This is a genomic window from Ruegeria sp. CH2 (genome assembly GCF_056537065.1).
Genome location: NZ_JBQFQV010000009.1, coordinates 90,293 through 105,214 on the forward strand (window position 1 = coordinate 90,293; position 14,922 = coordinate 105,214).

Annotated in this window: 15 protein-coding genes and 1 pseudogene; 9 read left to right on the forward strand and 7 right to left on the reverse strand. The window is 56.7% G+C overall.

Annotated elements, in window-relative coordinates:
• The first annotated feature begins 76 nt into the window (after window positions 1-76).
• The 3 genes from ACR0M9_RS13415 to ACR0M9_RS13425 all read left to right on the forward strand — a co-directional run bounded on the left by ACR0M9_RS13415 (window position 77) and on the right by ACR0M9_RS13425 (window position 2,841).
• Window positions 77-640 carry a GbsR/MarR family transcriptional regulator gene (locus ACR0M9_RS13415; RefSeq protein ID WP_480483554.1) on the forward strand — a complete coding sequence of 188 codons (564 nt, stop codon included), beginning with the start codon at window positions 77-79 and terminating at the stop codon, window positions 638-640.
• Between the two features lie 99 nt (window positions 641-739).
• Window positions 740-1,357 (forward strand): DUF4166 domain-containing protein, encoded by a 618-nt coding sequence (locus tag ACR0M9_RS13420; protein WP_480773843.1) that lies wholly within the window; start codon window positions 740-742, stop codon window positions 1,355-1,357.
• Complete coding sequence (locus ACR0M9_RS13425; RefSeq protein ID WP_480487971.1) at window positions 1,354-2,841, forward strand: TIGR01777 family oxidoreductase; 1,488 nt, start codon at window positions 1,354-1,356, stop codon at window positions 2,839-2,841. Before ACR0M9_RS13420 ends, ACR0M9_RS13425 begins: the two co-directional genes overlap by 4 nt.
• A 68-nt stretch (window positions 2,842-2,909) precedes the next feature.
• Here the strand turns inward: ACR0M9_RS13425 and ACR0M9_RS13430 are convergent, their stop codons facing one another.
• The 4 genes from ACR0M9_RS13430 to ACR0M9_RS13445 all read right to left on the reverse strand — a co-directional run bounded on the left by ACR0M9_RS13430 (window position 2,910) and on the right by ACR0M9_RS13445 (window position 4,654).
• Window positions 2,910-3,110, reverse strand: a complete 201-nt coding sequence (locus ACR0M9_RS13430; protein WP_480483558.1) for a YgaP family membrane protein — start codon at window positions 3,108-3,110, stop codon at window positions 2,910-2,912.
• 65 nt (window positions 3,111-3,175) lie between these two features.
• A complete protein-coding gene (locus tag ACR0M9_RS13435) occupies window positions 3,176-3,817 on the reverse strand; it encodes a Crp/Fnr family transcriptional regulator (RefSeq protein ID WP_480487969.1) in 642 nt (213 codons plus the stop codon).
• A 215-nt stretch (window positions 3,818-4,032) separates the two neighbouring features.
• Window positions 4,033-4,269: a hypothetical protein gene (locus ACR0M9_RS13440; RefSeq protein ID WP_480773844.1), complete on the reverse strand. Its 237-nt coding sequence runs from the start codon at window positions 4,267-4,269 to the stop codon at window positions 4,033-4,035.
• A 52-nt stretch (window positions 4,270-4,321) separates the two neighbouring features.
• On the reverse strand, window positions 4,322-4,654 hold the full coding sequence (locus tag ACR0M9_RS13445; RefSeq protein ID WP_480539187.1) for a YegP family protein: 333 nt from the start codon (window positions 4,652-4,654) through the stop codon (window positions 4,322-4,324).
• Between the two features lie 78 nt (window positions 4,655-4,732).
• On the opposite strand from ACR0M9_RS13445, the gene ACR0M9_RS13450 reads away from it, so the two are divergent.
• Entirely contained in the window at window positions 4,733-4,894 is a 162-nt protein-coding gene (locus ACR0M9_RS13450; protein ID WP_480539185.1) for a hypothetical protein, read from the forward strand.
• 9 nt (window positions 4,895-4,903) lie between these two features.
• Here the strand turns inward: ACR0M9_RS13450 and ACR0M9_RS13455 are convergent, their stop codons facing one another.
• Window positions 4,904-6,535, reverse strand: a complete 1,632-nt coding sequence (locus ACR0M9_RS13455) for an arylsulfatase (protein WP_480773845.1) — start codon at window positions 6,533-6,535, stop codon at window positions 4,904-4,906.
• A gap of 19 nt (window positions 6,536-6,554) precedes the next feature.
• Window positions 6,555-7,391, reverse strand: coding sequence for a TauD/TfdA dioxygenase family protein (locus tag ACR0M9_RS13460; RefSeq protein WP_480483563.1), 837 nt, complete (start codon window positions 7,389-7,391; stop codon window positions 6,555-6,557).
• A gap of 90 nt (window positions 7,392-7,481) precedes the next feature.
• On the opposite strand from ACR0M9_RS13460, the gene ACR0M9_RS13465 reads away from it, so the two are divergent.
• The 3 genes from ACR0M9_RS13465 (at window position 7,482) to ACR0M9_RS13475 (ending at window position 11,837) form a co-directional block, all read left to right on the forward strand.
• Window positions 7,482-8,432: a LysR family transcriptional regulator gene (locus ACR0M9_RS13465; protein WP_480559000.1), complete on the forward strand. Its 951-nt coding sequence runs from the start codon at window positions 7,482-7,484 to the stop codon at window positions 8,430-8,432.
• A gap of 163 nt (window positions 8,433-8,595) precedes the next feature.
• On the forward strand, window positions 8,596-9,543 hold the full coding sequence (locus ACR0M9_RS13470; protein WP_480773871.1) for a DMT family transporter: 948 nt from the start codon (window positions 8,596-8,598) through the stop codon (window positions 9,541-9,543).
• A gap of 266 nt (window positions 9,544-9,809) precedes the next feature.
• Entirely contained in the window at window positions 9,810-11,837 is a 2,028-nt protein-coding gene (locus ACR0M9_RS13475) for an oxidoreductase (RefSeq protein ID WP_480773846.1), read from the forward strand.
• Window positions 11,838-11,872: 35 nt separating this feature from the next.
• Here ACR0M9_RS13475 and ACR0M9_RS13480 read toward each other — a convergent pair.
• Window positions 11,873-12,259: pseudogene (locus ACR0M9_RS13480) on the reverse strand (IS6 family transposase); the annotation flags it as partial.
• A gap of 192 nt (window positions 12,260-12,451) precedes the next feature.
• On the opposite strand from ACR0M9_RS13480, the gene ACR0M9_RS13485 reads away from it, so the two are divergent.
• Together ACR0M9_RS13485 and ACR0M9_RS13490 are read left to right on the forward strand one after the other, a co-directional pair.
• Complete coding sequence (locus ACR0M9_RS13485) at window positions 12,452-13,150, forward strand: aspartate/glutamate racemase family protein (RefSeq protein WP_480558996.1); 699 nt, start codon at window positions 12,452-12,454, stop codon at window positions 13,148-13,150.
• A 19-nt stretch (window positions 13,151-13,169) separates the two neighbouring features.
• The gene (locus ACR0M9_RS13490) at window positions 13,170-14,549 is read left to right on the forward strand and encodes an NCS1 family transporter (protein WP_480773847.1); all 1,380 of its coding nucleotides are present in this window, start codon (window positions 13,170-13,172) and stop codon (window positions 14,547-14,549) included.
• Window positions 14,550-14,922: the final 373 nt, after the last annotated feature.

A 14,922-nucleotide genomic window follows, 5' to 3' on the forward strand; every position in this document is an offset into this window, starting at 1 on the left:
CAGGTTTCGGGCGGATCACCCTGACGTCATGGTAAATTTGTTTGACATCAGACTACCGGTATCTCATATTTCTGTCATGACAGAAACAACTGATTTATCCGAATCCTCGGCCCGTTCACAATTCATCCTCTATTGGGGTGATATGGGCAGCCAGTGGGGTGTGAACCGATCCGTAGCGCAGATACATGCGCTTTTGTACCTCAGCACTTCGCCCATGAATGCCGAAGAAATCGCAAACGAACTTGGCATCGCCCGGTCAAATGTTTCAAACTCGCTGAAAGAGCTGGCCGGATGGCGTTTGATCCACCGCGTGCCCGTCCCCGGTGATCGTCGCGAGCACTTCGCAGCCGAAACTGATGTCTGGAACATGGCCCTTCTGATTGCAAAAGGCCGCAAAGAGCGCGAGATCGACCCCGCGATGCGGGCGTTGGACATCTGCGTGCAACAAGCCTCGGACGAGGCTGATCTGTCCCCTGTCGTATTGGAGAGAATGCAAAATATGCAACAGTTCCTGACTACGGCCGACCAATGGTCCGAGCAAATGCTGTCGGTCCCTAAGTCCAAGCTTTCGGCTCTTATGAAGATGGGCGACAAGATCATCATGCTCCTCAAGATCGGGAGCAAGAAAGGCAAGTCGTAAAAAATTTTGAGAATATATTTCTCTTCATACAGAAATAACAGCAACTACAGCATATGGTGTGATATGAAACTGAGCAACTTCTCTCCGCATGTTATGGACATGTCCGATCAAAGGTTTCGCGACTTGGTTGGCCCCGCAGCTTGGGCCGCCCTGCCCCATCAGGTCCGGGCGCGGTTTGGTCATTGCCTAGCGAACGGCGCCAGCGTGGTCTATCAGGGCAAAGTTGTAGCAATGCGTCTGACGCTGGCCGGGCAACTGCTGGCGCATCTGGCCCGTCTGATCGGCGGCCCCCTACCCTTTGATACATCCAGCGTGGATCAGCCCGCGATTGTCACCGTGACCGAGGATAGTTCCGTTAACGGACAGTTCTGGATCCGCCAGTATGGGCGCGCCGGAGGGTTTCCTCAAGTTATCCACAGCGCAAAACGGTTCTCTGGACCGACCGGGATCGAAGAATACATCGGCGCCGGTATCGGTATCGCATTGCGCGTTCAAGCAGACCGCACCGGTCTCCGCTTTCTCAGCGATCATTACTTCGTTCAATTGGGTGATAGGAAACTGCGCCTCCCGCGCTGGATTCGCCCTGGCGTTCTGACCATCACTCACACCGATCTTGGCGACGCGCGGTTTCTGTTTTCCCTAAGCCTTCATAGCCGCCTGTTCGGAGAGTTGATCCACCAGGACGCCATTTTTTACGACAGAAAGGATCCGACATGACTGACCCGCTGCTTTGGACATTGATTGCCCTTCAGATCTCGATGGGTGCATTCGACACGCTGGTGCACCATGAAGGCACCGAGCGGCTGGCCTGGCGCCCTTCGCAACAGACCGAACTGCGCCTGCATGGGGTCAGGAACGCTTTCTACGCCGTCATCTTCCTGTGCCTTGGATGGTTCGAACCCCACGGCACGTTTACCATTGCTCTGACCATAATCCTGGGCCTTGAGGTCCTGATTACCCTTTGGGATTTCGTTGAAGAGGACCTGACCCGCCGTCTCCCCGCCACAGAACGGGTCAATCACACTTTGCTGGCGCTGAATTATGGTGCGATCCTCGCGCTGGCTGCCCCATACCTTTGGACCTGGTCTGCCCTGCCGTCAGAGATGGTACCCGTCCATCGCGGCGGTTGGAGCATCATGGCGACCCTTGCCGCGATTGGTGTGGCGCTGTTCAGCGCGCGCGATTTGGTGGCGGCCGCACGCAGCACGCGGTTGAATGCTGTCAACGCGACCTCTCTGGTCGCGCAACTCGCGCCCCGACAACATCTGCTGATCACGGGTGGCACCGGTTTCATCGGACAACGCCTGGTCGAAGCCCTGGTTGCTGGCGGCCACCACGTCACCGTCCTGACCCGCAATCTGCAAAAGGTCGACGCTTTGACCCATCCGGTACGCCTGATCACCTCACTCGAGCAAATTGACAACACAGAGCGTTTTGACGCCATCGTCAATCTGGCGGGTGAGCCGGTAGCAAACGCGCATTGGACGCCTCGGAAACGCGCGCGCATCCTGCAGTCTCGGGTCAAGATGACGAAAGATTTGGTCGCACTGATCCGCAGGCTGGATCAAAAACCATCTTGTCTGATCACCGGCTCCGCCGTGGGCTGGTATGGGCTGCGGCAAGACGAGACCCTCACCGAAGACGACACGCACTGCCCCGCCTTCATCCATGAGGTGTGCGACACATGGGAGCGCGCCGCTGCGCCAGTCGTGGATATGGGCGTCCGGGTTGTGCAACTGCGTATCGGTCTGGTGCTGGGGGTTGAAGGCGGCATGCTGGCCCGAATGCTGACACCTTTCGAGTTTGGTGCCGGTTGTCAGCTGGGGAATGGACAACAGTGGATGCCCTGGATCGAACGGGATGATCTGATCCGCGTCATCGCATTCGTCATGTCGCATCCGGATATCAACGGCCCGCTCAACGCCACTGCTCCAAACCCGGTGCGCAACGCAGAGTTCACACAGGCTTTGGCAAGCGCATTGAACCGCCCTGCCTTGATACGTCTGCCTGCTTGGCTGATCACAAACGTCGCAGGGGATATGGGACGTGAAACGATACTGGGTGGCCAGCGTGTCATTCCGGCAAAACTGCTACGCAGCGGGTTCCGTTTCAATAGCCCCGAGCTGGCCCCCGCCCTTGCCAGGATCACGGGCGCTCGGGCCGCCTCAAACAGCGTCAGCTCTGAGAAACGCCGCGCCTGACCCGCGCCCGCTGCGCAACGCCGGGATCCAGAAAATCCCGGTGTTGCACGAGGCAAGGGTTGGTCGTGTTACGGCTTGGCTTGCTTGTTGGTGCACAGCCCCAGAAGCGCATAGATCGGACAGAATTTCATGAATGCCGTCACCACAAACACAGCCCCAAGCCAACCCCAGGGGCCGATAGTACCGGTCAGTGCCAGAAGGATCAGCACACCACCGAGGATCAGGCGCAGAATCCGGTCGACAGAACCAACATTAGACGTGAATTGCATGGTCGAATCTCCTTGATTGTCTGGCCCAAGATTCACTGTTTTCCAAGCCATATTATGTGACGAGGTCACACAACCCCCGTTCTGGCATGGTGGTGCAGAGCTGGGCGGTCCTGCAGATAAATCACACCTCGCTCAAGCCTGACCCACCCGCGATGTTCAAAATCCTTGAGGATACGGGACATGACTTCGCGCGCGCTGCCCAGTTCGGCTGCAATGCGCTGGTGCGTGGTGCGAATATCGCCCGAAGTTGCGCCCTGATCCAAAAGCCACTGCGCCAGTTTCAGGTCCATCCGGTTAAGTAGAAGATCATCGATAACCTCGGACAGCTCAACAATGCGTTGTGAAAACGCCATGAAGACCGCGCCCCGAAACTCGGCATCTGTAGCCAGCAACGTGTTGAACTTGTCCCGCCCGATGGCCAGCGCCGTCACCGGCCCCTCGGCATAACCGAACCCTGAATAGGGGATGTCCGACAACATGCACGAGGTCGTCATAACGCAACTGTCGTACGGGCCAACCCGATAAAGAACAACGGTGCGTCCCGACGGGCTGGTTTGTTCCACCCGGACGATGCCCGAACGGACGATCAAAAACATCTCACCGTAAGCGCCCGGTGCAAACAGTTGGGATCCGTCTGGTATAGTCAGATTACTTCCTGCGGACTTGAGCCGGTCGAGAATGGCCTGGCTCCAGTTCTGTTGGGTCACCGCTTTACCTCCGTCTCACACTCACTCCCGGATTTTTAGCCTTGGGGACCTCGCGAGCAAACCCAATTTGCCTGTGACAAACCCACCCGCGCGGAACCAAAGTTGACAATTCTACTACGGTCTTAATAGCGGCGGCATCAGTGGAGATGGCGACTCTATTGGCCTGCCAGTTGGGCAAAGTGCTGAAATGGACGGAGTCCAGGGGAGGTCTGCCCTTAGCGGATCATGTTTTTCTGTTTAATGGTCGTCAGGGCAAATGCGGTTGAAGCAACGGATTTGATTGCCAGCATGGGTCTGGATCCTCTGTCGCTAAAACGCCGTTTTATTCGGTAGGCACGGATTTGAAACAGAATCGAAACGAAGCGCTTCACGATGCGTTCGCGCCTACGGGTTGATTGATGAGTGCTTTCGGCTTGGTTGTTCAAGCCTTTGTGCGAGATGCGTCCATGCATCTCGCCTTCGCAGTTTACACAAATGGAAGTGGTAAAAAGTTACCGTGTCAGGTCACGTCAAATCGTCGACACGTGCGTCAGGTGCGTTCCGTTTGACGGAATCGATCCCGTTATCCCGCCCTGAAGTGCTGGTATAGCTCTCGCTGGTGCCGATCACTTGACCGTTGCTGGCCTTCAAGTTGAACATATGACCGCCGGACTTGGTTTCCTTGCGCTCGTACCGGCTGTCATCCGGCGCGTTCTTCTTGACTGACTCGATCCCGTTCGTGGCACTCGCCTTTTGAACATATCCTTCACTGGCCAGAATGATTTCACCATTCCCTGCTTTCAGACGAAATCGAAATTCACCAGCCTTGTCTTTATATATCTCGAACTTCCCGGCCATTTGACGCCTACTCCTCTGTTCTACTTTCGATTTTTTCAAATACATTCCTATAATTAAACATTCGTCTCAAGAAAAAAGATGAGGCGAGCAATCTACCCAGAGCAAGATACCCCCAAAGTCACAGGTAAGATCGAAATGGATGATCTGATGCTGGCTTCGGTTCCATTCGTTACACCTCGCCAGAACTGGCAGGATGCGAGCAAACCCGTCCTTTACCAAGGGACCTCAGCAGCCACCTAGCGATCAGCTTCAGCCATCCGCGTTCTCCATCCCCCATGCCGCCAGCAGTTTCGGCAACGCTACGTTCCAGTCCATCACGCCGACGGTTTCCGCCCAAGCCTGGTATTGATGGATCATGTCTTTCTCAAGGGCGGCGTTGCGGCCCGCTAGGTCGGTCAACTCGGTACGGTCGGCCTCGATGTCGTAAAGCTCCCAGGGGCGGTCATGCAGTCGAACCAGCTTGAACTGGCCCAACCGGATGGCGGCATTGCCCTCGTGCTCCCAGAAGATCGGCTGCTCGCGCTGCCAGTCCTTGCCCTTCATAAGACCTAGCAGAGATTCCCCTTGCAACGGTTGGATATCATGACCGCCCACCTCTGTCTGATAGGCGCCTCCGGTGGCTTCCAGGATGGTCGGCAGAATATCGACCACATGGCAAGCTGCATGAGCCGTGCCGCGCGGTTCGAACCCATTTGGCCAATGGGCCACCAGTGGGGTGGAGATACCGCCCTCGTGGACATAATGCTTGTAAAGCCGGAACGGCGCATTGGAGACATTGGCCCACGGTTTGTCATAGCTCTGGAAGGTTTGGGCATCGCCGGGGCGCAGATCGGTCACATTGCCCATGGTGATCTGCCTGCCGTCATGGGTGCGGTCGGGATAGAACTTGGCCCAGCCGTCCTCGGCCATGAACTCGGCGCAGCCGCCGTTGTCTGACAGGAACAGGATCAGCGTGTTGTCGAACTGACCGAGCCGTTTCAGGGCCGCAACCAGCGTGCCGATCGACTGATCCATTCGGTCCACCATCGCCGCGTAGGTGGCCATCTTGCTGGCCTCCCAGTCCCGGTTCTGTTCCTGCTCCCAACCATGTACAGTGCTGTCGCGGGGCGAGATGTCCCAGCCGCGCTGGAACACACCCTGACCGTTCATGGTTTCATGGCGCGCGGTGCGAATATGGTCCCAGCCTTTTGAATAGACCCCATCGTATTTTGCGATGTCCTCGGGGTGGGCGTGCAACGGCCAGTGCGGCGCTGTGTGGGCTAGGTAAAGGAAGAAGGGTTTTTCTTCCGCCACAGCGCCTTCGATCATACCAATAGCCTTTTGGGTGATGGCGTCGGTGAAGTAGAAGTCATCGGGGAAGGTTTCGACCCGACTGTCATCCTCCAGCATGTAATGCGGCGAAAAGAAATGTGTGGCCCCATCCATGATCCCGTAAAACCGGTCAAAGCCGCGTTGGCGCGGGGTTGGGTGTTCGACGTCGCCAACCCGCCAACTGTCCACCTTACGGGCTTCAAAATCACCCGCCACATGCCACTTCCCCGACATCAGCGCGGCATAACCGCTAGCGCGCAGATGCTCGGCAATCGTGGCACTGTCATTGCGCAGGAAGCCCTGATAGGCAGGGCTGCCCAGATTGGCGCCCATGTGGCCAACGCCTGCATTATGCGGATAAAGCCCGGTCAGAAGCGAAGCACGGGTGGGGCAGCAGCGGGCGCAGTTGTACATCGCCGACAGCATAACACCGCCCCGCGCAAGGGCGTCGATGTTGGGGGTCTGGATTTCAGAACCGGTGCAGCCGAGATCGGCAAATCCCATGTCGTCCGCAAGGATCAGGATGACATTGGGCCGGCTGGTTGCTGCCTGTGAGTTGAGGTGGGTCATTGCGATACTTTCGCTAAGGTCAGGCCGCAGCAGCGGGCGCGAGGGGCACGCCCTCCACGGTGACACGATGCATCAGGCGGCGGAAGCCGTGATAATCATTGATCGCCTTATGCCAGGTGGCGCGGTTGTCCCACATGGTAATGTCACCGGCCTGCCAGCGCACACGGCATTGGAACTCGGGTTGCTGGCAATGGGCATAGAGCATGGCCAGAAGCGCCTCAGACTCAGCCGGGGCCAAACCCTCGATACGGGTTGTGAAGACCGGGTTCACAAAAAGGCCACGCCGTCGGCTCAGGGGATGCGTGATAACGACCGGATGCCGGGCGTCCTGGATTGCGGCCTCTGCATTGCCCAGACGTCCTGACTTTACTGCCTCGCTATCCATTACGGCAGCGCCGAACACATGCCGCGAGGAATGCACGGCCGTCAGCTCGCCGAGAAACCGGCGCATCGGGGCCGAAAGCGCCTCGTAGGCGGCCCCCATTGAGACAAACAGCGTATCGCCGCCGTAAGGCGGCATTTCGATCGCATGCAAAATCGAGCCCATCGCCGGTTCCTGATCGTAGGAATGATCGGTATGCCAACCTTCTCCAACGGCTTCTTTCTGGTTCTTCTCTTTCAGCACCATGGCGATCTCGGGGTGCCCTTTGACCGGCTTGAAGAACCGGTTCACGTTGACCGGCCCGAAACGGCGGGCAAAGGCGAGGTGATCTTCCGGGCCCACATCCTGCCCCCTCAGCACAATCACCGAGTATTTGGCAAATGCGCGCTGAATGGCGTCAAAATCTGCATCGCTGCGGACATCCGCACCCAGAATTTCGGCACCGAGCCCCCCCGTCAGAGGAAGAATCTCCATGTGAGTCTCCTGTTTGTCCCAAAAGCAGCATAGGGCTTGTCAAAAGGTCGGTAAAACTGATTTAATACACCTCAAAAGTCAGTTTTTTAGATGATTAATTTCACCCTTCGCCAACTCGCCTACCTGTCAGAAACCGCCCGGCGGGGCGGTATTGCCCAGGCTGCCCGGCAATTGAATGTTTCTCCCGCCGCGATTGCCTCAGCGGTGGACAAACTGGAGGCGACCACCGGCCTGACCCTGTTCGACCGCTTTCCGGCGCAAGGTATGCGGCTGACGCCTGCGGGAAAGGAGTTTTTCGCCCAGGCTGAGGCGCTGCTGGCGCAGGCCGCGGCGCTGGACAGGCAGGCCGAGAACCTGGCGTCAGGACGCACTGGCAGGATCCACATCGGCACTCATCACGCACTGGCACAGCGCATCGTCCTGCCTGCGGTGCTTGCCTTCCGCGAAAGCTACCCAGACGTTCGTGTCGAGGTGAAGGAAGCGGATTATCCGACCTTGGTGGACGCACTGGATGGTGGCGAAGTGGATGCGCTGGTGGTTTTTGACCAGGGGTTCGATCTCAAGCGGCATGAGGCAGAAGTGCTGCTGGAGCTGCCGCCCCTGGTTCTGCTGTCAGGCGAACACCCTTTGGCAGCAAAAGCCCGGATCAGCCTGTCCGACCTGATCGGACTGCCCTATATCGCTGTATCACCAGCCGGGCCTGGCCCTAGCTATCTTCAACTGCTGCAGGCCGCAGGCGTTCACCCCGAAGTGCCATTCCAATCCCAATCACGCGAGCTTGTTCAGGCCTACGTCGGCAAGGGGTTCGGCTTCACCCTGGCAGGCTTCCCGCCCAAGCAGGATCGCACGATTGAAGGCGACCCCATCGTTGCGCGACCGCTCGAGGAAAGCATCGGACACTACAGGGTGGTGATTGCCCGCTCTCGCCAAACAGTGCAGACAGCGTTGATTGACCGGTTTCTAGAGATTTGCAGGTCGCCGATCTCTGTGCCTAGCCTTGCAGGTAAACCGTTGAATGAAAAAGCCAGTACATCTCGTTAGCGAATCCTGAAACAAGGCAGTTGATGCTGCCGTGCGGGTCATGGAACCTGCGGTTCGCTGCATGAGCAAACTCCTACTCTGCCCGAGCTCGGGAATATCGGGACTTTTGCCTGGCGTCGCATTGAGAACAGACACGCATTTGGCGACAGTTCTTCATGATGAGATGACCTCAGCTGATTCCACACCTCAATCCACGGATCGCACCCTTGCGGGCGTTGCACTGATGCTTGGATTTTGCCTGACTGCTCCCTTGCTCGATGTAGCTGCCAAGCTCGCATCGGCCAGTGTGCCGGTTGGGCAGATAACGGCCGCTCGCTTTGTATTGCAATGTGCGTTGATGGGACCGTTTGTCTGGAAAATGGGACTGTCATTGCGTGTCGCGAGCGGTGAATTGATGGTACTTGTATTCCGCTCAATACTTTTGCTGTTCGCGACTTTTTGTTTCATTACGGCTATCCGAGTGATGCCGCTTGCTGATGCCCTTGCCATCGTGTTTGTGGCACCGTTCATTGTCTTGCTGGTCGGCAAGTTTTACCTTGGTGAAGATGTCGGTCCTCGTCGCGTCGGGGCAGCTCTTGTGGGGTTTGTCGGGGTATTGTTCGTCATCCAACCCAGTTTCGCGGCTTTCGGCGCAGTGGCAATTATTCCTCTCGGTACGGCTGTTGCTTTCGCTTTCTACATTCTTGTGACGCGGGGCTTGTCGCGACGGATGCACCCGGTGGCTCTGCAATTTCACACTGGCCTGGTTGCCAGTCTGTTTTGCATTCCAATCTTATTGGTTGCGCAAGGTTCTGGCTCCGAACTTTTCGATCCCGTTTGGCCGAAAGACATTGCGCTGTTGTGGCTTCTTGGGACCGGTTTTTTTGCGACGGTAAGCCACATGATGATGACTTATGCGCTTTCGTTTGCCCCGTCTGCCACATTGGCTCCTTTGCAGTATTTTGAGCTGCCGGTAGCAACCTTGTTTGGCTACCTTGTCTTCAATGACTTTCCGAACAAGTTTAGCCTGCTTGGCATTGCCATCATCATCGGTGCAGGTCTGTACATGATACATCGCGAAAGAGTTACTGCCAGACAGTTGATCACAGCGCGCGCAGCACCTCCAATCTAAGATTGCACGTGATTGCAACCTTGTGCAGACCTTGATGGATCGAGCGGCCCCTGTCAGGTTCCCTTCTGTGCTCAAAGGGTGTTCCACCATTGGGTTTCCTGGTCGGGTCGCCTTTTCATACAGCAATGTCGGAAGCAGTGAATTCTTAGGCATAACTTCCCAAGTAAAGTGCTTTCGACAACCAAACTCATCAGGTGTTGAAACTGACCAGCGGAGCCGACCCTGGACAGTTTTCAAACAGCAGATTTGGCCGAAGGGGCACGAAAGTGGCGCACCTACTCGATCCGTTTCAATTGAAACACCTGACTTTGCGCAACCGCATCGTCAGCACGTCCCATGCGCCGAATTTTGTCGAAGATGGCCATCCCCGGGACCGCTACAGGTTGTATCACGAGGAAAAGGCAAAGGGCGGGGTTGCCCTGACCATGGTCGGTGGGTCGACCAATATCGCCCCTGATAGCCCATCGGTGTTCGGCCAGCTTTATACCGGTGATGACAGCGTCATTCCATGGTTTCGGAAACTAACGGATGGCGTTCACGAACATGGTGCCGCGATCATGTGTCAGATCACTCATATGGGGCGCCGCACTGCATGGGATGATGGCCATTGGCTGCCTGTCATAGCTCCGTCCAGTATCCGCGAACGTGCTCATCGTGCCTTTCCCAAGGCTATGGAACAAGAAGACATCAACCGCGTGATTGACGATTTCGCAGCCGCTGCGCGTCGCTGTCAGCAGGGAGGATTCGACGGGATCGAGCTCCTGTCCCACTCACACCTTCTGGGGCAATTCCTGTCCCCGCTGACAAACAAGCGCGACGATGACTATGGTGGAACGCTGGAGAACCGCATGCGCCTGACCTTGCAGGTGCTCGACGCCGTGCGCGCCGAAGTCGGCGCTGATTTCATCCTGTCGATGCGCATCACCGGCGATGAACTGAAAGAAGGTGGGCTGAGCGCTGAAGAATGCATTGCCGCAGCCAGGATGCTGGAAAAATCCAGCGATGTCGACCTGCTCAACATCCTCGCCGGCGCGCCCTATGATGATCTGGGTTTGGCTGAATGGGTGCGCCCCATGGGCCTGCCGGCGGCACCGCATATCACCGTGGCCGGGCGCATCCGTGATGCCGTCGATTTGCCTATCCTGCACGCAGGAGGGATTGCGGATATTGCCACGGCCCGCCACTCGGTCTCCGGCGGCCATGTCGATCTGGTGGGCATGACCCGCGCACAGATGGCAGATCCCTATCTGGTAGAAAAACTCGCGCGGGGGGAAGAAGAACGCATCCGCCCCTGTGTCGGCTTGGGCTACTGCGTGGACCGGGTCAATCAGGGCAAACCTGCCGTTTGCGGACACAATGCCGCCACGGGGCGTGAGCAGACCTTGCCTCATATCATCGCCTACAGCGACACCCGAAAGAAAGTTGTTGTCGTCGGCGGCGGGCCCGGCGGACTGGAGGCCGCACGGGTCTGCGCCCTGCGCGGTCACGAAGTCGTGCTGTTCGAGGCATCGGATCGGCTGGGCGGGCAGTTGGTTCTGGCCTCTAAAGGGAAAACGCGCAGACAGGTCTGGGGCGTAGCTGACTGGTTGATTTCCGAAGTGACTTTGCTTGGGATCGATATCCGCTTGAACACCTATGCCGAAGCTGATGACGTGATATCCGAAGCCCCCGATTTGGTGATCGTTGCAACAGGCGGCTGGCCCGAAACCACAGTTATCCCCGGCGGCGACCTGGCAATTTCCAGTTGGGACGTGTTGTCGGGCGAGGCACGTGTCTCGGGCGAGGTGCTGTTGTTCGATGTAGTCGGCGACCACCCTGCGGCTGTAACTGCCGACGCGCTGGCGGGCAATGGTTGCAGTGTAAATCTTGTAACCCCGGACCGGGCACTTCTGCATGACCTTGGCCCAACGACCTCTGCCGTCGCCTTACGCGATCTGGCCGCCAATGGAGTTACCTTCACCTGCCTGCAAGAGCTTACCTCCCTGGTGCGCGAAGATGATGGAGTTCGCGCCAGCCTGCGTCATGTGTTGACGGGGGATGTCACTGAACGTCTTGTTGATCACGTAGTCGTAGAACATGGCCTGTCCCCAATGGACGGACTTTTTCACGATCTCAAACCAAGCTCGCGGAACCACGGGCAGGTTGAACACAAGGCGCTTATTGGTGGGACATTTCCATTCGTTGACACCAATCTAAGCGGCCGTTTCCATTTGGCCCGAATTGGCGACGCAGTTACAAGCCGAAATATACACGCCGCAATTCTCGATGCATTGCGGATATGTGTAACTGTCTGAAAGAAATTTCACTTCTTTGCTGACCAATGGAGGAAGCCAAGACGCTTTATCAGGCGGCGCAACAACCGTTTTGCGGCCCGTTTGTCCCGCTTCGGTTGGAGTATTTCGTCCAGCACGATGCCATGCTGATCGACCGCGCGCCAAAGCCAATACCTGCGACCAGCGATTTTCACGACAACTTCATCGAGATGCCAGACATCACCAGGACGGTCCTGACTTAGTCGCAAGTTTCGAGCCATCATCCGTCCGAACTTGATCACGCAACACCGGACAGTCTCGTAAGAAACGCCGATCCCGCGCGCAAGCAGCATCTCTTCAACTTCGCGAAGGCTCAAATTGAAGCGGAAATACAGCCACACAGAGTGGGCAATGATCTGAGGCGGAAATCGGTGACGCTTGTAGCTGATGGACGATGGATTCACCAATGCGATCTATGTCCAAATCCAGACACGAGCAACCGATCTAGGGTTAACCTGACAACACCCCTGTCATTCTGCCCCCAGTCGGAACAGACGCCATCTAGGCATCGGTAACGCCTTGACAATCTAAGTTAACATTTTTGTTGGAATCGTTAACAACGTTTGTTAACGATTTATATCGTCAAGGGAGATCACATGGAAATTCTAGTTGTAAACCCCAACTCTACTGAATCGATGACACGCAAGATCATCACGTCCGCCCAGGCGGCCGCGAGTGCCGGTGTCGTGATCAGAGGCGCTACCGCGCAAGGCGCACCGGCGAGTATCGAAGGGCATTTCGACGAAGCGATGTCAGTTCCCGGCCTTCTGTCCTGCGTGCAAGCCGCAGAAGACCAGCAGGTCGATGGCATTGTCGTTGCTTGTTTAGATGATCCCGGTATCGGCGCTTGCCGCGAGATCGCGACGGGCCCTGTCATCGGAATCTGCGAAGCTGCGGTGAAGGCGGCGAGCATGCTTGCCACCTCGTTCTCGGTCGTCACCACTTTGCCGCGGTCAGTGCCCATCATCGAACACATGATCCATGGCTATGGCCTGTCGCATCAATGCCGGCGGGTTCGGTCAGCAGAGATCCCTGTTTTGGCCTTGGAAGAGCCCGGCTCGAACGCGCGCGAAAAGATCCGCGAGGAAATCCTGCGCGCGATTGAGGAAGATCGTTGCGAAGCAATTGTTCTGGGATGTGCGGGGATGGCCGATTTGACCGCGTGGCTCAGCGAAGAGACCGGCATTCCTGTGATCGATGGCGTGAGCGTGGCAACCCGCATGATCGAAGCGCTGGTCGGTTGCGGCCTAAAGACCAGCAAAATCAATGCCTACGCCCGGCCAAAACTAAAATAACCTGTCATCGGAGGAGAAAATGACAATCAAATCAGACACGGCCGACACGGTCGCTATGTCGCACGACGATCACGTAACCCATATCGAACACAAGGCGATCGGGGAAGAGAGCCTGGCACCGCAAGAGACGCGGATCATGGACCCGTGGTCCTATCTTTTCGCGTGGCTTGGCGGATGTGTTTCCATCGGAACATTTACTATCGGGTCGGGCTTGGTCGGTACGCTGAACCTCCTGCAGACCTTTGTCGCTATCGCCATCGGCTGCACGGTGATCGGGCTCGCGCTAATGATCAACGGTCAGGCCGGTCACAAATATGGCATTCCGTTCATGGTACAGGCCCGGTCCGCCTTTGGCTTTGCGGGCACTCGGATTCCGGCGCTGGTGCGTTCGGTTCCCGCTATCGTCTGGTTCGGGTTCCAGAGTTGGATCGGCGCGGGCGCACTCAACCTCGTGTCGGAAACGCTCCTCGGTTATTCGAACATGTGGGCGTTCTTTATCGGCTTCCAGTTCCTTCAGATCGGTCTTTCGGTGCTTGGGTTTCACGGGATCAAGTGGCTCGAGAATATCGGATCGATCTTCATCATCGCGTCGCTGATCTACATGTTCTTTAGCGTCATCAACAAATACGGCGAAGAAATCTCGACCAATCTGGTAAATGTCGAGGGCACCTGGGGTGCACCGTTCTGGGGGGCTACCATGCTCTTCCTTGGGATCTACAGTACGATGATGCTGAACGTATCGGACTATTCGCGCGAATTGCGTCGGAGCGTTGGGCCGCTAAGGCAGGTCGCGATCTATGCAAATTCGATCCTGCCGGCGACACTTTTCATGGGCCTCATTGGGCTGATGGTGTCCGGTGCTACCGGTGAAGTTGATCCAATCAAGGTGTTTTCGAGCGCTGTCGACAACAAACTGCTGCTGGTCGTAACGCTCCTGTTCATTGCTTTTGCTCAGGTCACAACGAACATCCTGAACAACGTCGTCCCTCCCGCTTATGCGCTGATGGATGTCTTCAAGATCAAATTCAAAACCTCTGCAGTGATCGTCGGCTTGCTCGCCTTCTGCACTTTCCCGTGGGAACTTGTAAAAGATGAGTCCGCGGCAGGCCTGAGCATATTCATTCAGACCTACTCGGCTTTCCTAGGTCCCATCTTCGCGATCCTTGTCGTCGATTACTTCGTGCTGCGCAAACAGACGCTTGATCTTGACAAGCTCTATGATCTGGAAGGCCCCTATAACGGCGTGAACTGGGCTGCCGTGATCGCCATGGGTGTCGGAGTTGTCGCGGCCCTGATCTTTTCGGGGATCTCCTGGTATGCAAGTCTGATCCCGGCGGGTCTGACCTACTACGTGCTGATGCACCACCTGCCGAGCGCGAAAAGGTTTCTCGACGCATAGTCGATGACCCATCCGCCAAAAGAAGGCTCGCGTCATTGCGGGCCTTCTTTCTTAGGCATTTACTGCTCGCCGCCGTCAAAAAACAGACACGTCCCGGGTAGCTAATAAGCGCCTTGGCCTAAACGACGCGCCCGGCCCTAAGCTGCCGGTGGCCGCCTGTTGGTGATGCTGCGGCGCATCCCGTCGAATCTGCCATTCGCTGCGAGAGAGAAAACTTGGACGCTAAGAACGCACATACTTCAGTGATATTGCAATTTGACATTATTTCACGTGCTTCGTTGAGAATAACTAACCAACAAAAAAGTTCAGACACACAACAACGATGACCGCGCCGCGACGGAGCTGTTGATATTTGCTCGAACACGGATGAACA